Origin of the sequence: Rubripirellula obstinata (assembly GCF_001642955.1) — a bacterium.
Classification (GTDB): Bacteria; Planctomycetota; Planctomycetia; order Pirellulales; family Pirellulaceae; genus Rubripirellula; species Rubripirellula obstinata.
Genome location: NZ_LWSK01000001.1, coordinates 179449 through 203218, shown reverse-complemented (window position 1 = coordinate 203218; position 23770 = coordinate 179449). Strand labels below are relative to the sequence as shown.

Here is a 23770-nt window from a genome sequence, read left to right as displayed (position 1 = left end):
TCCATGACCAGTCAAACAAATTTCACCGCTGAATCTCTTCGCACAAAATTACGAAGTGCTCGCGTTCGTCGCGGCAGCGTGATGGGCATGATGGCCATTCTATTGCCAGTTTTGGCAATCCTGGCAGCCGTGTCGATCAACCTGGCGCACATTCAAGTCACACGCACCGAATTGATGGTAGCGACCGACGCTGCTGCCCGTGCGGGTGGTCGTGCATTTAGCGAAACGCAAACGGTTGCCGCAGCCAAATCAGTCGCCGCGAACATCGCCGCGATGAACATGGTTAACGCTCAACCGCTGCAAATCAACACCGCCGACGGTGCTGGTGAGATCCAGTTTGGTACGACGACTCAGCCCGATGGTTTGTCGGGACGCTACGTCTTCCAGCAAATCCCAACGGCGATCGTTGAAAGCGGACAAGAAGTCGCCAGCGCACTTCGCGTGCTAGGACGACGTGAATCTGATTCGATGTCGGGTAAGGTGCCTTTGATCATTCCCGGTGTGTTGCAGCATCACGAATTCGAGACCACTCAAGAAGCTGTTGCGATGCAAGTTGACCGCGACATCTCACTAGTCTTGGACCGATCAGGTTCGATGGACGACATTGAGATCGATTGGCCGGCGGGCGACTCACCCTGGTCGTGGGATGCACTCGATGCAGGCGTCGACGCGGGGGTTTTGACTCAGGATTGGTGGGGCAACTATTACTACGCTAGCGGCTATGACTCATTGACGTATCAGCAATGGGCATGGGAAGAACACTTTGAACTGGGTGTCGCTCCCACCAACGCATGGCAGGATTTGGTTGCGGCAGTGGATGCATTCTTGAATGTGCTCGACACGACCAGTCAAGAAGAACAAGTTTCGGTCGCCAGCTATGCGTCGTCTGCATCGTTGGACACCAATCTGGAAAAGAATTTTTCGATCATTCGCAACACCGTCGCTAGTTTGAACACCAGCGGTGCCACCGCGATCGGCCAAGGAATGCAAGAGGGCATCAGTGCGTTAATCTCTGCTGACGCTAGACCTTACGCATCCAAAACGATGGTTGTGATGACCGATGGAATGCACAACCGAGGAATCAATCCCGACACCGTCGCAACCACTTTAATGGGGACTTACAACTTGACGATTCACACGGTGACATTTGGCGATGGTGCAGATCAGGTGCTCATGAAGCAGGTCGCATCGATTGGTGGTGGCAAGCATTATCACGCTGCGTCCGGTGTCGAATTGGTGGCGATCTTTGAAGAGATCGCCAACAACCTACCAACAATCTTGACGAAGTAAGGGACATTGCAAATGTCAGATTCAAACAGAAACAAAACTGAGTGCTCCGATCGTTCGCGAAAACCGCGACGACCTTGGATGGCTATCGGTATCGTTATCTCATTAATGGTTTCATGCACGCTTTTGATCTGGGCATTCTCATTGCCATTTGCCAGGCTGTCTGCTTCTGCTCGCCCCGCGGCGACTGAAGTTGACGTCGAAATCTCGTCAAAGCAACAGCGCACCGAGGCTCAAGAAATTCGAGCAGCAGCGATCGCTCAGCATCGTGATTTCCTTTACTTGCTCAAGAAACAAAAACAGGTGAAATCGCAGAAGGAACTTCCTGGACGCGAACAAGCGGAAGAACGATGGAACCGCCGGACCGAAGCGATCAAGGTCAAAATTGTTGAGCTAGACCAAGCGATCAAAGACAATGACATTCCCGAAGGATCCGTGCTTTGGGAAAATCGGCAACGGCTGATCGAAATCAGCTCCGATTCAGCCGAATAGAGCCGCGAATGGGGCATCATTTCTTGTTCCGACGGTCTTTGGTGTCCTCGCTGATTCGGCTGGACTATCATGGCATCCATACCGTCGAACCAGCCCAACCATTGATCCCGCTGCCATGAGACCAGCCTTGATGCCAATCGAATTTTCACGCTTCCGATCAAACACCTCGTTGCGATCTGCTTTGGGAATCCCAGGCGCTCTGATCGTGATGGTCTGCCTGGCAATCTCATCGCCCGCATTCGGCCAGGATGATCTTTTCGGCGATCCTCTCTTTGATGCGGCCCCGAACAAAAATCCGGCGACCGAAAACGTTTCTGAAACCGAAAACGATGTCAGCCCACTGACCCAACAACTGCTGATGCAGGCCACCTTGGGCAATCGCCAATTAGCCAAATCGGTCTCGGCACTTTCGCGAACAAATCGTTGGCCGGAAGTAGACCTTCTGCTGCGAGGCGTCGCTGTTGGGAAAATACCAACCGACGTCAAAGCCGACATGGCGACGCAAATCGGTGCGAGGGAGTATCTGCGGATCAATCAACAGGATGCTGTCAGTCCCGAAGCAAAAGCGGTGCTGGCATCGCTCGCAAAATCACAGGTCCAACAAACTCAATCGCCCAAGCGAATCGCGGCGGCGATCAAGGGTCTGGGATCGAAGGATTCCGATGCTCGACTGGCAGCGGCTCGCATTTTGTTCGCGGGCGGAAACGCTTCCATCGGCGCGATGGCCGATCAGTTAACCCTTGCCAAGCCGATGACGGACGTCGACAACCTGCTGCCGGTCTATTCGCGTTTTGGCGATGGTATCTATCAACCACTTGATCGCTACGCATTGTACGGCGACCGAGTCCGACGAGAAAAAGCATTGATCGCACTGGGACGACTTGATCCTGATGCAGGCAACCTGGCAGCGTTTACCGCAGTGCATGCGCCCGATGCATCAAGCGAGGAACGATCGATCGCCGCAAGTTTGCTGCAAAGAAGTTATGGCGAAGTTCCATCGCCCAAGCGTGTTTCAGCCGCGCTCACTCAAGATCTGGTTCAGAAACGTGATGCAGCGTTATTGATGGACCGCGACGACCAAACCCAAACGCAGTGGGCGTTATCGTCGGGCTCGAAAGAGCGAATGCAAACGCTGCGCTGGATCAAAACGACTCAATTGGCCGCAGCCTATCGCGATGCCGCCGACGCAGCGGCCAGACTAAAACGATTCGGTCGCGTGTCGCCAGAAAACCAACGATCGATCCTGGCCGCCGACTTGGCCTATCGCGTGATGATCGATCCTCAATGGGGCACCGCTGATCAAATCGATGCTTTGCGTGATTCGTTTGGATTCGTGATTGATGAAGGCTTGCTATTACAGTCCATCGCTCAGTCGATCAAACTTGGTGACGACGCGGCGGCTCTGGGTTTGCTTCGCTGGATCGCGGCGGACGAGCGTCTTGATGGCACGACCTTGCTGGAACAATCCGGTGGCCGCGAGACGCCGTTGGTGCGATTGGCGACCGGTGCCGCGATTCCCCGAATTCGATTTGAGGCGGCGATTGCGGTTTCTGAAATCGCGTCACTGCGGCCCGGTTTTGGTGATCGTCAATCGGTCTACGCTGGCAGCAGTCACGTCGCAAAAACACTTTCCGAAATGGTTACGCTGACCAACCAACCGCTGGCAATTTTGGTAGAAACGCGGCGCGAGGTCATCGTTTCGCTAGAAGGCTTGTTATCAGATCTTGGTTTCCAGATCACGGTGGTGCCGACCGTTTCAAGCCTGTTGTCGGAGATTGATTCCGGTGGCGATGTGCGGTTGGTTCTGGCAAAAACCCAGCTTTGGGACCGCCCGGCGATCGAATTGGTTGACCGCGTCCGTCGAACACCGCGTGGAAGGAATGTAGCGATCGTCCTTTACGGAGAAGACGAAGTCCAGATCGCGGAAAATCGCTGGGAAGCACCCACGGTGCTGATCCCGCAACCAGCAAGCACGGCCGCGATGGACGAAGTTTTTGCCGTTACCGGGCGACGCGGGCGGTTGCAGGAACTGTCATCGCTGGAGCGCCGCGAATTCCGTCAGCTAGCCAGCCAATGGCTAAATCTCTGATCAATTCAGCAGCACTAATACGACATCTTCCCTACCGCTGATTACGTTTTGCCGTTATCGTCGCGTCGAAAAGGCGACGAAGAATTTCCCCATTCAATGCATTGTCCGGCCGGAACTTGGCTGGCGTACGGTTTAAGTTTATCGCGATCTGTTCATGGCGATCCTCGGCAATCAACCCAGCGACCCTGGTGGACCACCGATCCCGGACATCATTGGCAACTCGCCAGCGATGCAAGAGGTGTATCGAATCACCCGGCGGGTTGCCGGCAGTAATGCGTCGGTATTGATCTTGGGCGAAACCGGCGTCGGAAAAGAACTGATCGCTGACGCCATTCACAAACTAAGCCACCGCAGTGGTGGTCCATTCGTTCGCGTCAATTGCGGCGCGTTGAGTGAAAGTTTGCTCGAGAGCGAATTGTTTGGCCACGTGCGCGGAGCCTTTACCGGCGCGGTTGCAAACCGAACCGGCCGATTCGAAGCGGCCCACGGCGGGACCGTTTTTCTTGACGAGATCAACAGCACTTCGCTGACGCTGCAAGTCAAGCTGTTACGAGTGTTGCAGGAAAAAGAGTTCGAACGAGTTGGCGATACCAGCACGCTTAGCACGGACGCTAGGATCGTTGCCGCCAGCAACCGTGATCTGATGAACGAAGTGCGTGAAGAACGGTTTCGTGAAGACTTGTATTGGCGATTGAACGTCGTCCCGATCGAGATTCCACCGCTTCGTCATCGCCGCGAAGACATCCCAGCACTGATTTCGTTTTTCCTGGAACACTATAACGAAGTCAATGATCGCTACGTCGTTCACATGGGCAAAGGCGTCATCGAAGCGATGCAGTCCTACCATTGGCCGGGGAACGTTCGCGAGCTGCAGAATTACATTGAACGCGCCGTGGTGATGTCGGAAACCGATGAACTTTCACTGGATAATTTACCGCGGTGCATGGTGGACGGATCGGATCAAGCTGATCTACCACAACACGGATCGCCCAATGACTTTGGAACGATGGCACAACAAGTCGTCCAGTTGGGACTCGGTCAAACCGCTGGTGATGAAGTTCACGCTTCGATCGTCGATCGAATTGAAAAAGAAGTCATCCGCCAAGTATTGCTGGAATGCAATGGCGTCCAAACCAAAGCAGCGACCCGGTTGGGCATCAACCGCAACACGCTGCACAAAAAGATCAAAGACTACGGACTAGCCGATTCCGACTAAGAAGCGGTCCCAAAACGTAGCTGATTCCGCCAGGGTTCAGTCGAGCCTGAATCGATCGTGACTGAACCCTGGCGGGATCAGCTACGGGCAGGATCTCCATTGACGGCCGGCGTCGATGTCTTGATTTGCGATGCTTGACCGACGACGATCCCCAAAAGGCTGAAGAACACAATCGATTCGGGACGCACCGGGCCCATGAACGAGATGCCCAATTGAGCCCATCCGAAGTACCAAACCGATGCCACCATCGCCATCACAAACAGGCGGTGCTGGAACAGGTTGCCGCGTCGCAGCATCAGTGCCACCAGTCCGGACTGAACGAGTGAAAATCCAAACACAATGAAGCCGATCGCTCCGGTGGAAACCAAGATCTGTAGCATCAAGTTGTGCGCGGTGTGATTGTGTCGAGTATTCCAGACCACTAGCGAACCTGTTTCACTGGTCACGAAGTATCCATGACCGATGATCAACGCTTTTTCGTACTCGTTCCAGATCGCGGACCACATTTCACTGCGTCCGGACACTCCCTTTAGTTGATCACCGGATTGGCCGCGTGTCACATACTCGGCACTGGCCCCCGCAGTCGATGACCAGAGTCTAAATCCTGGATCCAGCAACACCAGCGCGAAGCAAATGACGCCAATCGCCGCGACCACTTTGGCGCGACCGACATTGGTGCTGTACCAAAACAAAACGAATCCAATCGTCAACACCGCCATCCCGGTTGCCGTACGACTGTTGGACAAAATGACAATGCTGCCATGAATCAGAATGCATGGCACAAACAGTTTCTTGGCCCAACTAAACTTTCCAATCACGTGACAAAGCGTTGGAATCAACAGACCAAGCGACGCTGTCGCACCGGCCGCGGTTGGATGAATCAACCCATCGCCACCAGTGTGAATTCGGCTGCGATCCAGCCCAGACATCGTTGGGTCAATCAGGTATGCCAACAAGACCACAAAGCTCGAACCCAACAGAACCAAGCAGAGATGAAACAGGATTTTCGAGACGTTTTTCTGCGTTACCGCGATCATCCCAATCGATGTTGCAAAGAACAGCAGTGCTGCCAAACCACCGCACTGGAAAATCGTCACCGATTTCAACGGCGACCAAAGTGTTGACAAAAAAGACCAGGCAAAAAAGACGTAGAACGGAAGCAAAGGTTCGACGATCCGCCAAAACTGTCGATGGCCTAAATTGGCGTGCAACGTGAAAGCACCACCAAAACAAACGATCGCCAAGATGACGAGTTTGACCAGATCGAGCACCTGCCAAGAATGAGTGCTTGATTCGGTCGGCATGGTGAACCCCATGACGGGCAGCAACCAAAATGCCAAAAAGGTAAACCGAAACAACAAGCGTTCGTTGGCCGCCGTGGGAACCGCACGCGGTTGTGCGTTTGCCTGACTTGGCGAAAACGCTGCCTCACTCACGAAACCGATTCCGAATGCATTTTAGGCACGGCCGGATCGCTGGTTGTTTCATTGGCGTTGGTTTGATTGGTATGCCCCGCGTCAAATCGCTCTCGCTGATCGAATCCCCAACCTTTGTTTTGATCACCATCAGCGTTGGCTAATCGTTGCTGCTTGCGAGTTTCGACCAAGACCGGAAGACTAATCGCCAGCGCCGTCGCGGCCAGCAAACCAGCGACCGCACACAATGGCTTATTCGGCGAAACAGGACGCATTTGAAGCGTCGCTGGCTGGACGACATTCACGCTGGTGATTCGTTCGGTCGCCAAAATATCATTCAGTCGGGATTGTTCCATCTTGACGGAATGCTCGGCATAACGGCCCTCCAAAATCCCGACCTCACTTTCCAAAGTTCGCACCAGACGCTCGGTGCGATTGAGTTCAGAAATCTCTTTCGCCAAGGCATCTTTCTGTCGTGACATCGTTTCTCGTTTCTTACCAATCGCTTGCAGTTCAGCCTGGGCGAGCAGCCGGTTTTCAACGACCTGTTGATAAGCCGGATTGATCGATTGGGTGACCTCGTCACGCGTCGGTTCTTGTTGACCGACAATCTTTTTAGCATCATCAAGCTGCCGCCGAATCGAAACCAACTTTGGATGATCGTCCTTGTACTTGCTCTGCAGATTCTTTTCGATCACTTCCAATTCAAACAATTGGCCACGCATGATGTCTCGGGCTTCGTTGCGTGTTCCCGTGACCGCCGAAGTAATCATCGAATCATTTGAGTTCAGAATGTCTTCGTAGGAATCGATTCGCGATCGCAAGGCGACCATTTCACCGTCAACATCCAGGATCGAATCACGAACCTTTGCCAATTGAGCTTCCAGCAAGTTTTGCTGCCCAGCGACGCTGACTAAGTTGGAATCATTTTTGACTTGTTCTAAAGCCAAGCGGGTGTTTTCCAGTTCATCGCGGATCACACTTCCTTGATCGGCAAAGAATTCAAAACTACCTTCGCTATGATTCGCTTCGGCATGTTGATCGATAAAACTGTCCAACCAATTGGCGACAACCGATTGCGCAACCTGCGGCGACTTCGTCGTGTAGGCGATCGACACAACACTGGATTCGCTAGTCGATCCGATGTAGACGCCTTCGCTTAATTGCCGAATCGCTTTTTCGCTCGCTGGCACGGGATCAATGTTTCCCAAAACCCCGGTCACCGACCCAATCGCGCCGGACAACATCGCCCCAATCCGAGATCCGGCTGACGTTTTCTTTCCTTTCGGTTTGCCTTTCAGAACAACGTCTTCGCCAATTTTCTCAACGACGCGTTGAACAATTTCGCGGCTTTGCATCACACCGACCGCGGATTGAATTTCGTTCTCGCGGGTGTGGTGCATGTTCAACTGGTCGCCAACCGAACTGGCGGTTGGATCCATCGTCACGCTTTCGCGACCGATTCGAAGCAGCAGTTTTGCTTCGGACGTATAGGATCGTGGAGCAAACAAAATGACGAGGATCGTTAACCCCATCACGGCTGCAAATGCAAAGATGGATAGATGCAAATGCTGCCTGATTGCAGCGATCCATTGTTGGTAAGAAATCGGCATAGTTTGACTGTTAAAATAGGAACGCGATTCGGCGTGAATCGACGGTCTCTACTTTAACCACAACAAAACACAGCGAAACCTAAGAATTTCAGAACCAGCGACCAGAATTTTAAATGGGCGAAGGCAGTTCTTCGTCTAAGTCTGGGAGTGAATGAAGCCGTGACTCCGGCTTTGCATCCATCTGGGGATCGGCAACCGGGGCGGGCACTGGATCAGCATCTAGCTGGGGCGGCTTTCTAGTTTTGACGCGGTTTGCCGCGTCATCAACGTAGGCACGCAGCCCCTGATGGGTGCGGCGGAATCCTGGAACGATCCAAAGATCCGATAGATCTGAATTGCCCGAAAGCCCATCATAATTCCTCAACAAATCCTGCAAATCAGATCCATCGCCACCCGATTGGATCGTGTCAATGATCAGGTCGGGGTTCAGATAGTCCAACCAGATATCAGCATCGTTGCTGCGCCGCGCCAACGATTGCCTCAACAAGCCAGCCGATTGCAGCAGCGAATCCTCGTCAGCCCGCAAGTCGCTGGGCACCAAGTTGCTAAAGTCTGTTCCCGGAACAACAGCGTCGGTTCCTGGAACCACAGGGCGGGCGGATCGATAATTTGAGGTCTGTGGGTAGACATACGAACCAGGCGGTTCAACGAAGCGATCAAGGGCGTGGACGCGAGCCGAGTAGATTGGAACTCGGTAAGTTGGCACGCGACGAATGGGGACGCGATAGTTGTAAACCGGATAGACCGGAATTCCCACGTGCGGCGCAAACCCAGGATGCCCAAAGCCGCGGTAACCGAAATTGCCGTACCCAAGTCCGCCGTAGCCAAGTCCGCCGTAGCCAAAGCCGCTGTAGCGAAAACTGCTGTATCCGAAACCGGGATTTCCGAAACCGAACCCGCCGCCTCGGTAACCGTAATATCCCGGACCGAAACCACGGTAACCAAATCCGCCTAGCGGGACGTTGATGTTGACGCCACCAAACCGGCCGTGCCGAAATTGAGCTTCCGCACCGGATTGAAACAAAAGGCTGACGATCAAACCAACGATCGCAACTGGTAGCATTTTCATGGCTTGCCCTGGGGAAGACGAAAAGTGAAATGCAAAACTGAACATTCCACTTTATTCTAACCCGGTCGCGAGCAAACGGCATCCTGCCTGTAACTGGTCCTACCAGTAACTGATCTCAGAGCAGCCTACTTTGTGCTCGTCATTTGTTCCTTGCTCTTGCCTTCCAATTCAGCCGCCTTTTTATCTTCGGCGTTGGCTTTGTCGGGATCCAATGCGAAGGGTCGTTCGTTCTGATATCGAACCAGGATCTTTTCGGCGAATTCTTTGAAGGGCTCTGCGACCATTTCGACTACTTTTTCTTGCCAGCCGATCGCTTCCTTGAACTCACCTTTCGCCGCCAAAGCAGCGGCCAAGGCCGACAAGTCACTGACGCCGGTAAAGTTGTTTAACTCGCAAGCGGCCTTTGCCATTTCGACCGCTGCTTCTGGATCACGAACGTCTTCATTTTCAGACGTCGCCAGCAACCAAGCTCGGTTTTGCATCGCCAAGGCATACTTGGGGGCAATTTCGAGCGATTTGTCGTAGTCCTTGATCGCCTCGGCATCGCGACCTAAACGAGACAGGTTGTAACCGCGATTGTTCCATGCGACCGCATCCGACGGATCCAGTTCGATTGCTTTTGCAAAATCATCGATCGCTGCTGCGTGGTTGCCATTTTGGAAATGCACGTAACCGCGTCCCATGACGGCACGTCGATCCTTGTCGTTGTTCTTAAGAATCCGACTGAAATCTGCAACGGCTTGCTCCATTTCACCAGCGGCTTTGTGAGCGATCGCGCGTTGATGCAAAATCGAGGCTGAGTTTTTCTTGGTCTTTAAAACCAGCGTGTAGTCCGCGATCGCCTTGTCGAAGTCCTTGCGGCTCATGTGGACGGCGGCACGATTGATAATCGGCGCGATCGATTCGGGGTCAACTTCAAGTGCCTTGTCATAGTCTGCAATCGCTTTGTCAAAGCTTCCCATTTCAGCATGGAACAAACCGCGACTGGTGTAGGCGTGTGCTTCGGTGTATCCCAATTCGATCGCTTTGTCGAAATCGAGTACCGCCTGCTCTGTCTTTCCAAGTGCCCACCATGCAGCAGCTCGCAGAGTGTAGTAGCGGCCCTCCTCTGGAAACTCTTCGATCAATTGCGTGTAGATATCCGAAGACTCCGCGATCCGTGCGGCGTTGTTCTTATCGACCGCTCCCTTGGATCCGTCATGGGTGACGATGACGTAATCGTCATCTCGTTCTTCGATGACGGTCAACAAATCACCCTTCTCGATGACGTTGACGACTTCATCATCAACGGCCAGCTTCATTTCGATTCTGGCGACGACGGGTTCAGCCGATTGAGCGGTAGCGGACGCGGCTGATGAACAAACAGCCGCAAATACAACAGCGATGGCAGCGAGGCGGTAGCGAAAATTCACAGCGAGAAATCCTGGTCGTTGTTACATGGCCGGCGGAAAGCCGATGATGGGTGTCTTTCAATTGAGGCTAATTTGGCACACGGATTCTCAATGACTTGGCGATCACCAAACCCTCAAAAAAACGCGGGTCAGAGGCATAAATCAGGGTTATGGCGATTGAATCGATGAGCACTTAAATGAGGAATTTTCCAAAAAATCAGAAGTGAACGGTTGTATGTCAAAATTTGCTATTTAGTCTCGAATGCTAAGCTGCTCGGGGGAGTCGGCAATCAGTCTTTGGTTAGTTGACAGATGGTATTTCCCCCCTTTCAAGTTGAAGGAAGATCTCAGTGAAGTGGATTGCAAGTTTGGTAAGTATGTCGGCCGTTGTGCTGGCATCAGCCGGCATTAGCCAAGCCGGCAACTGTATCCCATGTGGCGGATGCAGTGACCCATGTTCGACCGGTGCTGTTACAGTCAGCGCAGGATCAGGATGTGGTGAATCGGTGATTTCCAGCGGCTGTGCCGCTGATGTTGGTCAAGCAGTTTCGGGTTGCACCGCCATGAGTGGTGAATCGCTCTGCGAACCTGTGACCAGTTACAAAGTCGTCATGGAGTCCAAGTACGTTACCGAATCCCGTGCGGTTTGCGTTCAAAAGACTCGTCAAGAAACTCGTTATCGCACCAAGACGGTTTACAACACCGTTCCCGTGACCGAAACGAAGTATCGCAGCAAGGTCGTCAACGTTCCTAAGACTGACACCAAAACCATCAACTATTCGGTTTTGGTTCCAGTGAAGACTGAGAAGACCGTGCAAGTTCAAGAATCAGTTCCAGTTTGGAATGAAGTTCCTGAAGAGTACACCGTGCGTGTTCCTCAATTGGTTGACGTTCCTGAAACTTACACCGTCAAGGTTCCTCAGCTTCAAGATTCGACTTTCACGTACAGCGTGAACGTTCCTTATCCTGTGACTGAGCAAAAAGTTCGTACCGTTGTGAACGCGGTCCCAGTGACCAAGCAACGTACGATCCAAGTTTGTGTTCCTCAAACGACCATGCAAACCGTTACCAAGGACTACGGCCACTTTGAAGAGCAAGTGGTTGAAGTTGCTGCAGCACCCGCTGCAATGAACGTTTCCTACGGTGGCGGTTGTGGTTCGGGATCAGTTTCCTACGGCAACAGTTGTGGTTCGTCCTGCGGAAGCAGTTACGCAAGCAGTTGCGGTTCGTCCTGCGGCAGCAGTTGCGGATCGTCCTGCGGCAGTTCGTACGGCGGATGCGGAAGCAGCGCCGGTGGATGCGGAAGCTCAGTTGGCGGATGCGGAAGCAGCGTTGGCAGCTACGGCATGGGTGCCGCTTCTTGCGGAACCACGACCATCACCAAGAAGGTTTGGGTTCCCAACGTTGTCACCGAAACGGTTCCTGTTACGACCAGCAGCTCGAAGAGCCAAGTTGTTAACTACACCGTTTACGAACAACAAGCGACTCAAATTCCTTACGAATGCACCACGATTGCTTACCGCTGCGAAACTCGCACCGGCACCAAGCAAACCGTTGTCTACGCTGATGAACAACGCACTCGTACTCGCAAGGTCGTTCAGTACAACGACGAAAAGCGAACTCGCATGCGGAAAGAGTTGACCTACACCACGGTCACCAAGACGGAAACCGTTCCTCACGTGACTTACAAAACTGAGCAACGCACCAAGGAAGTCTCGTACACCTACAACGTGCCCGAGTACACCATGGAAGCTTACCAAACGACTCGCTACGACCGCGTTGCGGAAGAGCAAGTCGAAGAGTACACCGTTTCGGTTCCTTACACCGAAACCGTCGAACAAAAAGTTCAAGTATGCAAGATGGTTCCTCGCTTGGTCGAAGAAACCATCAACCCATGCTGTGACGGCGGATCGACCGGTGCCCTTGGTGGTGGTTGTGGATCATCAGTCGGTGGTTCGTCCACTGGTTGTGGATGTGGTGCTGCTCCTGCTCCCGCAGCCACCGGTTGCGGATGCTCGAGTCCAGCTCCTGCTCCAGCTCCCGCAGCAACAGGTTGCGGCTGCTAAATCGGTTCTCAACAGAACCAAATGACTTAACTCCGAAGCACTCCGCTTCACGAGTAGCGAGACCGTTGTCGTTTCCACCAGGAAGCGGCAGCGGTTTTTTCATGGGCGCAACTGTTTAGTTCGATGATGCACATGATCGTTTGCTCGTGGCAGTAGTCGAGGACCGCTTTATAAAACAAAGAGGTTTGACCCATTTGTTTTGTCATGGCCGACGCGGATTAGGCACTGTTTAACCACGGATGGCTTTCGCGGGACCACGGATGGGCATGCCCCTACGCGCCTCATCCGTGGTCCCGCGAAAGCCATCCGTGGTTATTTCCAGCGCCATCAAATGGGTCAGGTCTCTTTGATTGGCGAGCCAAGGGATTGCGGCGGCGAGATTGCGGTGATGAAGACGCGTCACCGGCAATTGCGACTCAATCGGCGCAGAAACTCTCTGCCGGGAAATTGATTTGCAGCGGGTTGGTGTGACTATAATGAAGAGGCGGAACTAAAAACCTGACGACCCCAAGCATCTTGCAGAAAGGGTTGAACCGATGAGTGATCGAATCGCCATCATCGATGGTATCCGAACTCCCTTTGCTAAAGCTGGCACCGATCTGGCAGCCATGAAGGCTCAAAAACTCGCGTCCATCGTGATTCGCGAATTGCTGGACCGAACCGCAATCGATCCAGAGCTTGTTGACGAAGTCATCGTCGGCTGCGTGGCCAATCCGATGGATGCTGCCAACGTGGGACGAGTTGCGGCGCTGATGGCCGGACTGCCTCAGCGGTCTCGTGGCTACACCGTTTCACGAAACTGCGCAGCCGGATTCGAGTCGGTTACCAGCGGCTATGAAAAATTGTTTTGCGGCGCGGCGGAGGTCGTCATTGCTGGCGGCACCGAGTCGATGTCGAATATCCCGCTGATCTACAACAAGCACATGACCGGCTTGTTGACTGACTTGATGCGGTCGAAGTCTGCGATTGCAAAGTTAAAAACACTTGCCTCATTTCGTCCCCATTTCTTAAAACCGGTGATCGGTGTCGTCTGTGGATTGACCGACCCGGTCTGCGGCCTCTCGATGGGACAAACGGCCGAGAACATCGCAATGCGTTACGGGATCACCCGAGACGAGCAAGACGAGTTTGCTCTGTCGAGTCACAAGAAAGCTGTCGCGGCTCGTGACAAGTTGGCCGAAGAAATCGTCGCTGTTCCAGTCGGGCCTGACTACAAATCTGTCTGCGAAGAAGACAACGGCCCGCGGCCTGAACAAACACTGAAAGCACTGGGCAAGCTAAAGCCCTACTTTGATCGTCAAAGCGGAACCGTCACGGTTGGCAATGCTTGTCCGATTACCGACGGTGCCAGTGCGATGCTAATGATGAAGGAATCCAAAGCTGACGCGTTAGGGCTAACTCCGTTGGGCTTTATCAAATCTTATGCCTACGAAGGACTTGATCCAGCCGTCATGGGACTGGGACCGGTGCATGCGATCTCGACCGCACTGAACAAAGCCGCGATGGAACTCGATCAAATGTCCTTCGTGGAAATCAACGAAGCTTTCGCGGCGCAAGTGATAGGCTGCGTCAAGCTGATCCAGTGCGATGACTTTGCCAAAAAGCATCTCGGCCGCGATCAAGCAATCGGCCAACTTGAACCCGCCCGATTGAACGTCAATGGTGGAGCCATCGCGTTGGGGCATCCAGTCGGAGTGACCGGAAACCGCTTGATCTTGACCGCACTGCGAGAACTGAAGCGTCGAGGCGACGACCATGCCATCGTTTCGCTTTGCGTCGGCGGCGGACAAGGTGGCGCAGTGATCCTCGAGCGAGCAAAGCTATGAATTGTTTTTCATTGACGCTTCAAGGCGATGTGGGAATCCTGGAATTCAATACACCGAATTCCAGTGCAAATATCCTCAGCCGCGACGCACTGTTTGAACTCGATCAACAGCTAGACCAAATTGCTGAGCTAACGAACATCAAGACACTGTTGATTGCCAGCGGCAAGGATTCGATCTTTATCGCCGGCGCAGATATCAAGGAAATTGAATCACTGGTGGATTCCAAGGAAGCCAGCAAGATGGCGGACGTTGGAAAACAAATTTTCGACAAACTGGAACGACTGCCTCAGTTGACCGTCGCGGTCATCAATGGTGCCTGTGTCGGCGGAGGCTATGAATTGGCCTTGGCATGCGATCACCGAGTCGCTGGTTTCGCAGACTGCATCAAGATTGGTTTGCCCGAAGTCAAGCTTGGGATTCTGCCCGGTTTTGGTGGATGTATTCGGCTGCCAAAGCTTGTCGGAATCGCCAAAGCATTGTCGATCATCTTGCCAGGCAAGCTATTGGATTCCCGCAGAGCACTCAAAATGGGACTTGTCGATCGTCTCTTTTACGATCCGATCTTGGTGGAACAAGCAAAGACATTTGCCAGCGAAGTTCTGGCTAAGCGTGAAGTCGTTCGCAGGCCAAAAAGAACGCCGCTGCAAAAACTGCTGGAAGGGAATCCACTCGGACGCAAACTGCTTTTCCGTCAGGCTCGCAAGAATGTGTTGAAATCAACTTCTGGTCATTATCCAGCACCGTTGGTCGCCATCGATACCATCGAGAAAATGGTTGGCAAGTCACATCAAGAAGCGTCACAAATCGAGAGCGCGGCGTTGGGCGAACTCGCCGTTTCCGGCATCTCGAAAAACTTGGTCCAGGTGTTTTATCTGGACGAAGCTTACAAAAAGAGAACTTGGACTGACGTGACGCGTACGCCTAATAAAGTGAAAAAAGTCGGTGTCGTCGGAGCCGGTGTCATGGGCGGCGGGATCGCACAACTGCTTTCCAAACACGGCGTCGTCTGCCGAGTCAAAGATCTAAACCAACAAGCACTCGCACTCGCGCTGAAAACGGCGAAGGATGTCTATGCTTACCAAGTCAAATCGAGGCGAATGAAACAGGGACAGGTCGATGCGAAGATGAGTTTGATTTCACCAACGACCACTTACTGCGGGTTTGAGAATGTCGATGTGGTGGTGGAAGCTGTCGTGGAACGTATGGAAGTCAAAAAACAGGTGTTCCAAGAACTGGATCAGGTGGTTGCCCCCGATGCCTGTTTGTTTACCAATACATCCTCGCTGCGTGTGACCGAAATGGCCGATAGCACCGGCCGCCCGGATAAGGTATGCGGGTTTCACTTTTTCAATCCCGTTCATCGAATGCCGTTGCTTGAGATTGTCAAAACTGAAAAGACAAGCGATCAAACAATCGCAACCGCTGTCTCATTCGCAAGACAGCTTGGGAAGATGCCAATCGTGGTCAAAGATAAAGAAGGCTTCATCGTCAATCGGATTTTATTGCCGTACATGAATGAAGCCGCGTATCTCTTAGAGGAAGGAATTGCCCCACAACGCCTGGACAACATTGCAAAGAGTTTTGGAATGCCGATGGGGCCGCTGGAGCTAGCTGACGAGGTCGGCATCGACGTCGGTTATCACGTGGCTCGAATTCTTGAAAACGCCTACGGGCCAAGGATGAAAGTCGCCGCAACCTTAGAGAGAATTCATGAAGCTGGATTTTTCGGCAAAAAATCAGGGCAAGGCTTCTACATTCACAAGGGCAACCAGAAATCTGTCAACAAGAAAATTCTGAATCACCGCGTGCATGAGTTGTCGGTGGAAAATGACGAGCAGATTACAAAACGGTTGATCTACATCATGATCAACGAAGCATCGCGGTGCCTGGAAGAAGGCGTTGCCGATTCGGCGGCAACGATCGATGTGGGAATGATCTACGGAACCGGTTTTCCGCCTTTTCGTGGCGGACTGTTGAAGTACGCCGACAAGATCGGCGCGAAAAATATCGTGGCTGACTTGCGAGATTTTCAGAACAAATTTGATGAGCTACGTTTTGAGCCGAGTCCGTTGTTGTTGACTCTCGCAGATTCCTCCGCAAGCTTTTATGAACGACCTAAATCTACCTAGGAACCGGCGGTTATTTAGAGTCGCCTTTTACGAGACGATCAGCCGCTAGGCGTTCGCCTGCGGCCAGCTTGGATCCTGACCATGATGACGGCCAGACTCCGCTAGTCCCGGAGGAACTCTGGGAGGGGCAACCACGCCGAAACTTGCTCGCTTTCGCCCCAGCCGGGGCTTCGGTTTTTGTTGTGTTTGAGTCCGTGGGTCAAGACCCACGGCACCGTGCTGACGCCCCATCCGGGGCTAAAGTATGTGCCATTGGGGCATCGCCCGGCGCGCTGCCGGGCCGCGCGACGCCGGACCGCGCGCTGCCGGGCCGCGCGACGCGCGGGGCGATGCCCAACGCGGTTAAACAATTTGGAAACGCTTCGTAAACCCGACTGAACCCTGGCGGGCCCAGCTACGAAAGATGTCGCCAAAGACGGATCTTGTTTCGGGACAGTTCCTAAGCTGGACGTCCTCGGTAGTGAGGCGGCTGATCGAAGTGGCGTTGTCCAGCTAAGTGCTTTGGCTAAGGCGTTCGCTGCCGAATGTTTGTCTGCCACTCTTTGGATTGCACGGACACATCGCTGTCATCCTCGTACAGATCACGAAGACGTTCTAGTTCGGTCTTCATCTCGGCGATCCTGCCTGCGTATTCAGGATTTTCGTATTCGTTAGTCAGTTCATCCGGGTCATTCACCAGATCATAGAATTCCCACTCATCGAATTGATAAAAACGTATCAGCTTAAATTGATGGTTCCGAACTCCATAGTGACGCGGCACCATGTGGACGCTGGGGTATTCATAGTAGTGATAGTAGATGCTCTGTCGCCAATCATCGGGATGCTGTCCTTTCAGCAACGGAACCAGGGATGCGCCCTGCATGTCCGACGGAATCTCTGCACCGGCTAATTCCAAAAATGTTTGGGCATAGTCCAAATTCTGAACGAGGTCTTCGCTATGTGACCCCGGCTCCGTGACACCTGGCCATTTCACAATCAAAGGCATCTTTAACGATTCGTCGTACATCCAACGCTTGTCGTACCATCCGTGATCGCCAATGTAGAAACCTTGGTCAGACGAATAGATCACCACGGTATTATCGGTGAGCCCAAAATCGTCGATTGTATCCATTAAAGCACCAACACTTTCGTCGACTCCCTTCACACATCTCAGATAGTTTTTCGCATAACGTTGATACTTCCAGCGAACCAAGGCGTCCCCCGTCAGTTTTGCTTCTTCGAACGCTCGATCACGCGGTTCGAATGCTGCACGCCATGCCTTTAACTGTGCCGGACTCATCCGTTGCATGTTTCGCCAAGCCGATTTGTCGAGTGAACCACTAAACGGTTTCGATTTAAAATTGGGCAAAAGATTGACGTGCAAATCGTAGTTCAAATGCATGTGACGATCGATTTCAAGTTCCTGAAACCGTGCAGGTGACGCATTGTCGTGCCATTTATCAAACAAGGTCTTAGGTTCGGGCATCTCAATGTCAGCGTACAAATCCAAATGCCGTAAAGCTGGCATCCAATTTCGGTGAGGTGCTTTGTGTTGAACCATTAACATGAAAGGCTTCCCCTCTTCGCGACCTTCCTTTAGCCATTCCACTGCAAGGTCAGTCACAATGTCAGTGCAGTGACCTTCCATGCGGGGTTTTCCCTCCGGCGTAATCATGTCAGGGTTGTAGTATTGGCCCTGGCCGGGAAGAACTTTCCAGTCGTCGTACCCCTGCGGTTTTCCCTTCAGGTGGCTCTTGCCGTAAATCGCAGTCGTGTACCCAGCGTTCTGCAACAGTTTTGGAAACGTTTGCTGGTTCCAGTCAAACGAATTGCCATTGTTCATGAAGCCATTTTTATGGCTGTGTTTCCCAGTTTGAATCACCGCGCGACTGGGACCGCAAATCGAATTTGTACAAAAGCTGTTCTTAAAGACGATTCCCTGGGACGCCAATTCGTCAATCTGCGGAGTCGGGTCAACGCTTTTCAGCCAACCGTCATACGCACCAATCGCATGGGTTGCATGATCGTCGCTAAAGACGAACAAAATGTTTGGTCGATCATCAGCGATTGCATTGGAAATTGTTGAGCTGATCCAAAACAATGCGAACAGGAATACCAAAATCGTCTTCTTGATGTGCATAGTGTTTATCGATTGGTTTGGGAAATCATTCACGGGGATGCTGACCTATCCTATCATGCTGTGAAGCACCAATTTCCAGGGAAACACGGAAGTCAACCATTCAACCGCTAGCCTATCATAGATCTCCGCAGCACCATGGTGACGCGAATGACGCGTGATTTGGGTTCGGCTATTTACTGACGATTGAACTTTCAGTTGCCCTTGAATCAGACACAGGAATGTCAGCCATTTGGTTTGCCGTACCCGCCACCGCCGGGCGTTTGAATGATCAAACGATCGCCCGTTGCGACTTCGATGGTAACGCAGGGTGGTAATTCAGTTTCCGTGTTGGATCGAAGCAAGATGTTGCGTCCCGGTTGCCCATCGCCACCGCCCTCGATTCCGTAGGGGCGGGTTGTTCGGCGATTGGTCAATAGAGAAACAGTTAGAGTTTTCAGAAACTCAAATTCTCGAATCAAACCTTCGCCGCCGCGATGAATCCCCACTCCACCGCTGCCCGAACGAATTTCAAATCGGTGCAACCGGATCGGCAATCGCGTTTCAACGACTTCGGGATCGGTGATACGAGTATTTGTCATGTGAGTGTGAACGGCATCCGCGCCGGGCGCATTGGCTGTCGCACCGGCACCGCCGGCGATGGTTTCGTAGTATCCAAAGTTGTCGTCGCCCACCAAAAAGTTGTTCATCGTTCCTTGCGATGCCGCAACCTCGCCAAAGGCCCCCAGCAATACGTCCACCAACCGCTGGCTCGTTTCGACGTTACCGGCAACAACCGCCGCACACTTGTTTGGATCCGAGTGGGCCGGAGGATTCAGCAAGCCTTGGGGAATTTGCAAATCAATGCAACGCAGCACTCCTTCACAAAGCGGCAAGTCGCTGGGACAAATGCAACGAAGCACATACAACGTCGCCGCCGTCACGATTGCCGGTGTTGCATTGAATCCACGGGGATGCAGCGGCGTTGGATCAAAGGCGATCAGCAGCCGCTCGCTTTGTTTTGAAATAGTAACACCGATTTTGGTGTCATCGTCGAGTCGATCTTCAAAACGACATGGTTCGGACGGTAGCGTGTTGATAAACTGCTTGGTTTGCTCCGCTGCAACGTCCAGTAATCGCCTCATGAGCTTGGAAAGCGATGGTTTGCCGACAGTTTCGCAGAGCTCACGCAAGTTTCGCACTCCGTCAACACCGGCTGCCGATTGTGCGGCTAGATCCGCCATATTCTCATCAGGATTTCGCGACGGATAAGGTCCGCTGGACAGGATCTGTCGCAGTTGATCGCGTTGATCCTTGCCTGAACGAATCAGCGGGAAGTCGCGGATCAACACGCCTTCTTCGGCTAAACAGGTCGCACCGGGCGGCATCGATCCAGGTGTGATACCGCCAATTTCAGCGTGATGGGCTCGCGAGGCAACAAACCACTCGGGCTTCGTGTCGCTGGTGCCCGGTGCCGCAAAGACTGGCGTGACCAAGGTGACGTCAGGAAGATGCGAACCGCCGGTAAAGGGATCATTGGACACATAGCAATCGCCGTCGGACATGGTCGGGAATGACGTCATCATGTGACGAACTGTGTGCCCCATCGCGCCCAGGTGAACGGGAACATGCGCCGCACCGGCAACCAGTGATCCATCGGCGGAAAAGACGGCGCATGAATAATCTCGCCGTTCTTTGACGTTGACGCTAATCGACGTCCGCCGCAGCACCTCACCCATCGTATCGGCGATTCCCTGCAGACGCCGTGCGACCACTTCTAACATGACGGGATCATCGGCAGGCGATTTCTTCGGATGAGACTTTTCCAGATTGTTTTTTTGGTTGTTAGCTTCGTTTTGAGAGGCTGCGTGGACCAACTCGATGACACCGTTTGCCGACACCTTACCGATCCAACCTGATTCAATTAGCAACGTCGAATGCTGCCCGACCACCATCGCGGGCGACGGAATCGATTCCCCCGGCATCACTGCGTCGCGGTCAATCAACGGTGCATCAATCCATCGACCTTCCTGCCACAGACTTGCCATCGCATCTGATCCCCGCTCGCGCGTGACTGTCCGAACATCGTTCATTGGACTCAATGATTTGATCACGTAGTCGCAGCGAATGGAAACAACCTCGATGGGGCGTTCACGTTGGTCGTAGCCAAATACATCTCGGTAACGCTGATGGAAACGTTGTTTTAAACTCTCGACGAAATGGACCTGTTCCATTTCCGCCAATTCAACGAATGCCTCAATCGCGAGCGTGGATTCCGTACCGACGTATCGCAGGTCAAACTCTGCTCGATGCACCGGAGTTCTACCGAGTACCTTCGTTGCCTCGACGTACATATCGTCCATCATTGCCTTGGCATCCGACGGACTAAATTCGTCAACAGTTCGATAGACGCCGCGTGTGATCGTGGTTCCGACGTCGGCCATGCCCATGCCGATCGCGGACATTAGCCCTGCATCGGGATGATCAAGAATCCTTGTCATTCCCAATTGCTGGGCAACTCGACACACGTGGGCACCGGCCGCACCGCCAAAGCCCACCAGCGTCATGCTGCGGACGTCGCTGCCTTGGGCCGTGCTAATCGTGCGGACCGCTTCGGCCATGTGAGTGACTGCTATGTCCAGAAATCCTTCGGCTAGTGATGGCAGGTTTTCGGACCAATCTTTCCCCATCGCCTGACGACTCATTGCCTGAGCGATTTCAGCAAGCTTCGACTCGGCGGCAGATCGGTCCAATCGAAAGGGGAACTTTGATTCTGGCAATCGGCCAAGCAACAAATTGATGTCCGTGACCGTTAGCGGACCACCGTGACCGTAACATGCCGGTCCCGGCATCGCGCCCGCACTGTCGGGGCCAACCGTCATGCGACCGTGATCGAATCCGCAGATCGAACCGCCACCGGCGGCAACGGTGTGGATATCCATCATCGGCGTCATGATTCGCAGGCCCGCCACGGTCGATTCGCTGCGTCTGCCAACCTTGCCCTGATAACGACTAACGTCGGTGCTGGTTCCGCCCATGTCTAAACCGATCGCCGCACGTGATCCGGAATCTCGCGCGACCTGCGCAAGTGCCACCACTCCGCCAGCCGGACCTGACAGCACACTGTCGCGTCCGCGAAACTGATCTGGTTTGACCAGGTTTCCGGCACTGGTCATCAACAGCATCTCACACGAATCACCGCCGAATTGTTTGCTAAACCGATCGACGTAGGTTGAAAGGATCGGGTTTAAATAAGCGTCTAACGTTGTTGTTTCGGCTCGTGAGACCAGTTTGATCAGCGGCGCGACCTCGCTGGACCGACTAACGCTGGTAAACCCGCACTCCCGCGCAACCGATTCAACGTTTCGTTCATGTTCATCGTTAGTGTGAGCGTGAAGCAGTGCGATCGCGATTGATTGGACGCCTTTTTGTCTGAACGCTGCCAAGTCTGTTTTAAGTTTTTGAACATCAATTGATTTCAGGACATTGCCATCCGCGTCCATGCGATGGGCGACCTCCGCGACGTCGCAAGTCAGCGGTTGTTGTTTGACGATATCGAGCGAAAACAGGTCATTGCGTTGCTGTTCGCCGATTCGTAGCACGTCGCGAAAACCGGCGGTCACTAGCAACGCCGTTCGCACACCACCGCGAGTCAGCAATGCGTTGGTGCCTCGCGTTGTTCCCAGCCGCACGGACAGTCGAGGTAGCGGCTGGTTGATCGGAACATTCAATAGCATCCGAGCCGCCAACACGGGCGCTTCGATCTGGGCGTCCAAGACAATCGTTTCACCTATGCTCGGTAGCGATGTATCACTTGTCAGCTTAAGCGTGTGATCGCGATTATCGGTGACAATCCCGCAAGCTTCGCCGCCACAACTCCATTTCGCTTGATTCCAGAAACCATCGCAATCTGCGGCGGGTAGTTTGTCAACGGTCACGCAATTGTCATCTGTGCTAACAACCGTGGCATAGACCAACCCGCTGCTAAGCGTTTTGGTCGAATGGCGATTCCCTAAATCGTCAATCACGATCACATCGGTGAATGTTCCACCCACATCGGCCCAAACCACGTTTTGAAATTCCAGAGTAAAGTTGTCCTGCTGTGTTCGGGCATCGTTTGGCTGAGGTTCTGTCATGAGCGTATTGTATTTGCAAGCTGGTTCATCGTTTGATCGTCCCCAGTTGAACGATTGGGAATCGAAAAGGGATCAGCGTGAACCAAAATTGCCGTAGCTGATCCCGCCAGGGTTCAGTGAGTGTAGAACTGAACCCTGGCGGGATCAGCGACGGTTGATGTCGCCGTTCACTCGGCTTGGAATCCGCTGATTGAGGTGTCTTGTGACCGGCCTATGGTCGCGACACAAAAAAACCCTGACGTTCCATTGGAATGTCAGGGTTTTTTGTTGACTCAAAGAACGACGGTTTAGTCTTTCTTAGGAGCTTGTTGCTGTTGAAGGCCTGGGCGAACTCGCTTGTTGATGTCTGTTTCCAAAACACCGAACACGGATTCGTGCCGTGCGACCGACATTTGCAATGCGGCCAACAATCGCTTGGCGGTAAAAAAGTTCAAGATGATGCGTTGCTTGACTTGGATTGGGTCCTTGGGAACACCGATCGGTTGCGGGTTCAAACCAAAGTCAACAATCAACTCTTCGGGCGAACCCGTCACGCGGCAAAAGTTGGCATAGGTTGCAGCGGCGTGTTCGTCGTTGACCTGAACTTGTACAGGTTGCTGAGTTTGAGCTTGCTCGGCGGCTGCAGGTGCAGCAGCGGCGGCGGGCTTGTCAGTGGATTCAGGGCTCTTGGCATCTGCCATGGATAGTTTCTCCGAAAATCTCGAGGTGGTTCATTTCCGAATCGCTCGTCGTCACAGTGAAACGAGTTCGATGCAGAAGATGATGAAAGGAATGGGGCTAAAAAAGATCTTCCAGCGGTGCCGCCCGTTCGCACCTCAATTGCAGTCGCCGTATGGTAACGAACCAACGCGGTGCTGCAACTTCAGAAGATCCTGTTCTGGTTTGAAATAGTAAGGTTGACGTTTCGCAGTGTTAAACCACGAGCTTTGCGTAAAAACGGAAGGCC

Annotated in this window: 14 protein-coding genes; 7 read left to right on the top strand and 7 right to left on the bottom strand. The window is 53.1% G+C overall.

Annotated elements, in window-relative coordinates:
- Positions 1-3: 3 nt before the first annotated feature.
- From RC85_RS00840 to RC85_RS00825, 4 genes are all read left to right on the top strand, one after another.
- Positions 4-1290, top strand: a complete 1287-nt coding sequence (locus RC85_RS00840; RefSeq protein ID WP_200836789.1) for a vWA domain-containing protein — start codon at positions 4-6, stop codon at positions 1288-1290.
- Between the two features lie 12 nt (positions 1291-1302).
- Positions 1303-1779: a hypothetical protein gene (locus tag RC85_RS00835; RefSeq protein WP_068257961.1), complete on the top strand. Its 477-nt coding sequence runs from the start codon at positions 1303-1305 to the stop codon at positions 1777-1779.
- A 115-nt stretch (positions 1780-1894) separates the two neighbouring features.
- Complete coding sequence (locus RC85_RS00830; protein WP_068257960.1) at positions 1895-3868, top strand: hypothetical protein; 1974 nt, start codon at positions 1895-1897, stop codon at positions 3866-3868.
- A 229-nt stretch (positions 3869-4097) separates the two neighbouring features.
- Positions 4098-5084, top strand: a complete 987-nt coding sequence (locus RC85_RS00825) for a sigma-54 interaction domain-containing protein (RefSeq protein WP_068258006.1) — start codon at positions 4098-4100, stop codon at positions 5082-5084.
- Between the two features lie 77 nt (positions 5085-5161).
- Here RC85_RS00825 and RC85_RS00820 read toward each other — a convergent pair whose 3' ends face one another.
- The 4 genes from RC85_RS00820 to RC85_RS00805 all read right to left on the bottom strand — a co-directional run bounded on the left by RC85_RS00820 (position 5162) and on the right by RC85_RS00805 (position 10593).
- A complete protein-coding gene (locus tag RC85_RS00820) occupies positions 5162-6520 on the bottom strand; it encodes an O-antigen ligase family protein (RefSeq protein WP_068257959.1) in 1359 nt (452 codons plus the stop codon).
- Positions 6517-8112, bottom strand: coding sequence for a GumC family protein (locus RC85_RS00815; protein WP_068257958.1), 1596 nt, complete (start codon positions 8110-8112; stop codon positions 6517-6519). Before RC85_RS00815 ends, RC85_RS00820 begins: the two co-directional genes overlap by 4 nt.
- A gap of 109 nt (positions 8113-8221) precedes the next feature.
- Positions 8222-9181, bottom strand: coding sequence for a hypothetical protein (locus RC85_RS28160; protein WP_200836788.1), 960 nt, complete (start codon positions 9179-9181; stop codon positions 8222-8224).
- A 125-nt stretch (positions 9182-9306) separates the two neighbouring features.
- Entirely contained in the window at positions 9307-10593 is a 1287-nt protein-coding gene (locus RC85_RS00805) for a tetratricopeptide repeat protein (RefSeq protein WP_235033387.1), read from the bottom strand.
- A 329-nt stretch (positions 10594-10922) separates the two neighbouring features.
- Here RC85_RS00805 and RC85_RS00800 point away from each other — a divergent pair, with 329 nt between their 5' ends.
- From RC85_RS00800 to RC85_RS00790, 3 genes are all read left to right on the top strand, one after another.
- Positions 10923-12638: a ferredoxin gene (locus RC85_RS00800; protein ID WP_068257956.1), complete on the top strand. Its 1716-nt coding sequence runs from the start codon at positions 10923-10925 to the stop codon at positions 12636-12638.
- 536 nt (positions 12639-13174) lie between these two features.
- The gene (locus tag RC85_RS00795) at positions 13175-14464 is read left to right on the top strand and encodes a thiolase family protein (protein WP_068257955.1); all 1290 of its coding nucleotides are present in this window, start codon (positions 13175-13177) and stop codon (positions 14462-14464) included.
- The gene (locus RC85_RS00790) at positions 14461-16593 is read left to right on the top strand and encodes a 3-hydroxyacyl-CoA dehydrogenase NAD-binding domain-containing protein (protein ID WP_068257954.1); all 2133 of its coding nucleotides are present in this window, start codon (positions 14461-14463) and stop codon (positions 16591-16593) included. Before RC85_RS00795 ends, RC85_RS00790 begins: the two co-directional genes overlap by 4 nt.
- Before the next feature lie 505 nt (positions 16594-17098).
- On the opposite strand, the gene RC85_RS00780 is transcribed toward RC85_RS00790, so the two are convergent.
- The 3 genes from RC85_RS00780 to RC85_RS00770 all read right to left on the bottom strand — a co-directional run bounded on the left by RC85_RS00780 (position 17099) and on the right by RC85_RS00770 (position 23504).
- On the bottom strand, positions 17099-18712 hold the full coding sequence (locus tag RC85_RS00780; protein ID WP_084422232.1) for a sulfatase family protein: 1614 nt from the start codon (positions 18710-18712) through the stop codon (positions 17099-17101).
- A 221-nt stretch (positions 18713-18933) separates the two neighbouring features.
- Positions 18934-22824: a hydantoinase B/oxoprolinase family protein gene (locus RC85_RS00775; protein WP_084422231.1), complete on the bottom strand. Its 3891-nt coding sequence runs from the start codon at positions 22822-22824 to the stop codon at positions 18934-18936.
- Between the two features lie 287 nt (positions 22825-23111).
- A complete protein-coding gene (locus RC85_RS00770; RefSeq protein ID WP_068257952.1) occupies positions 23112-23504 on the bottom strand; it encodes a DUF3467 domain-containing protein in 393 nt (130 codons plus the stop codon).
- Positions 23505-23770: the final 266 nt, after the last annotated feature.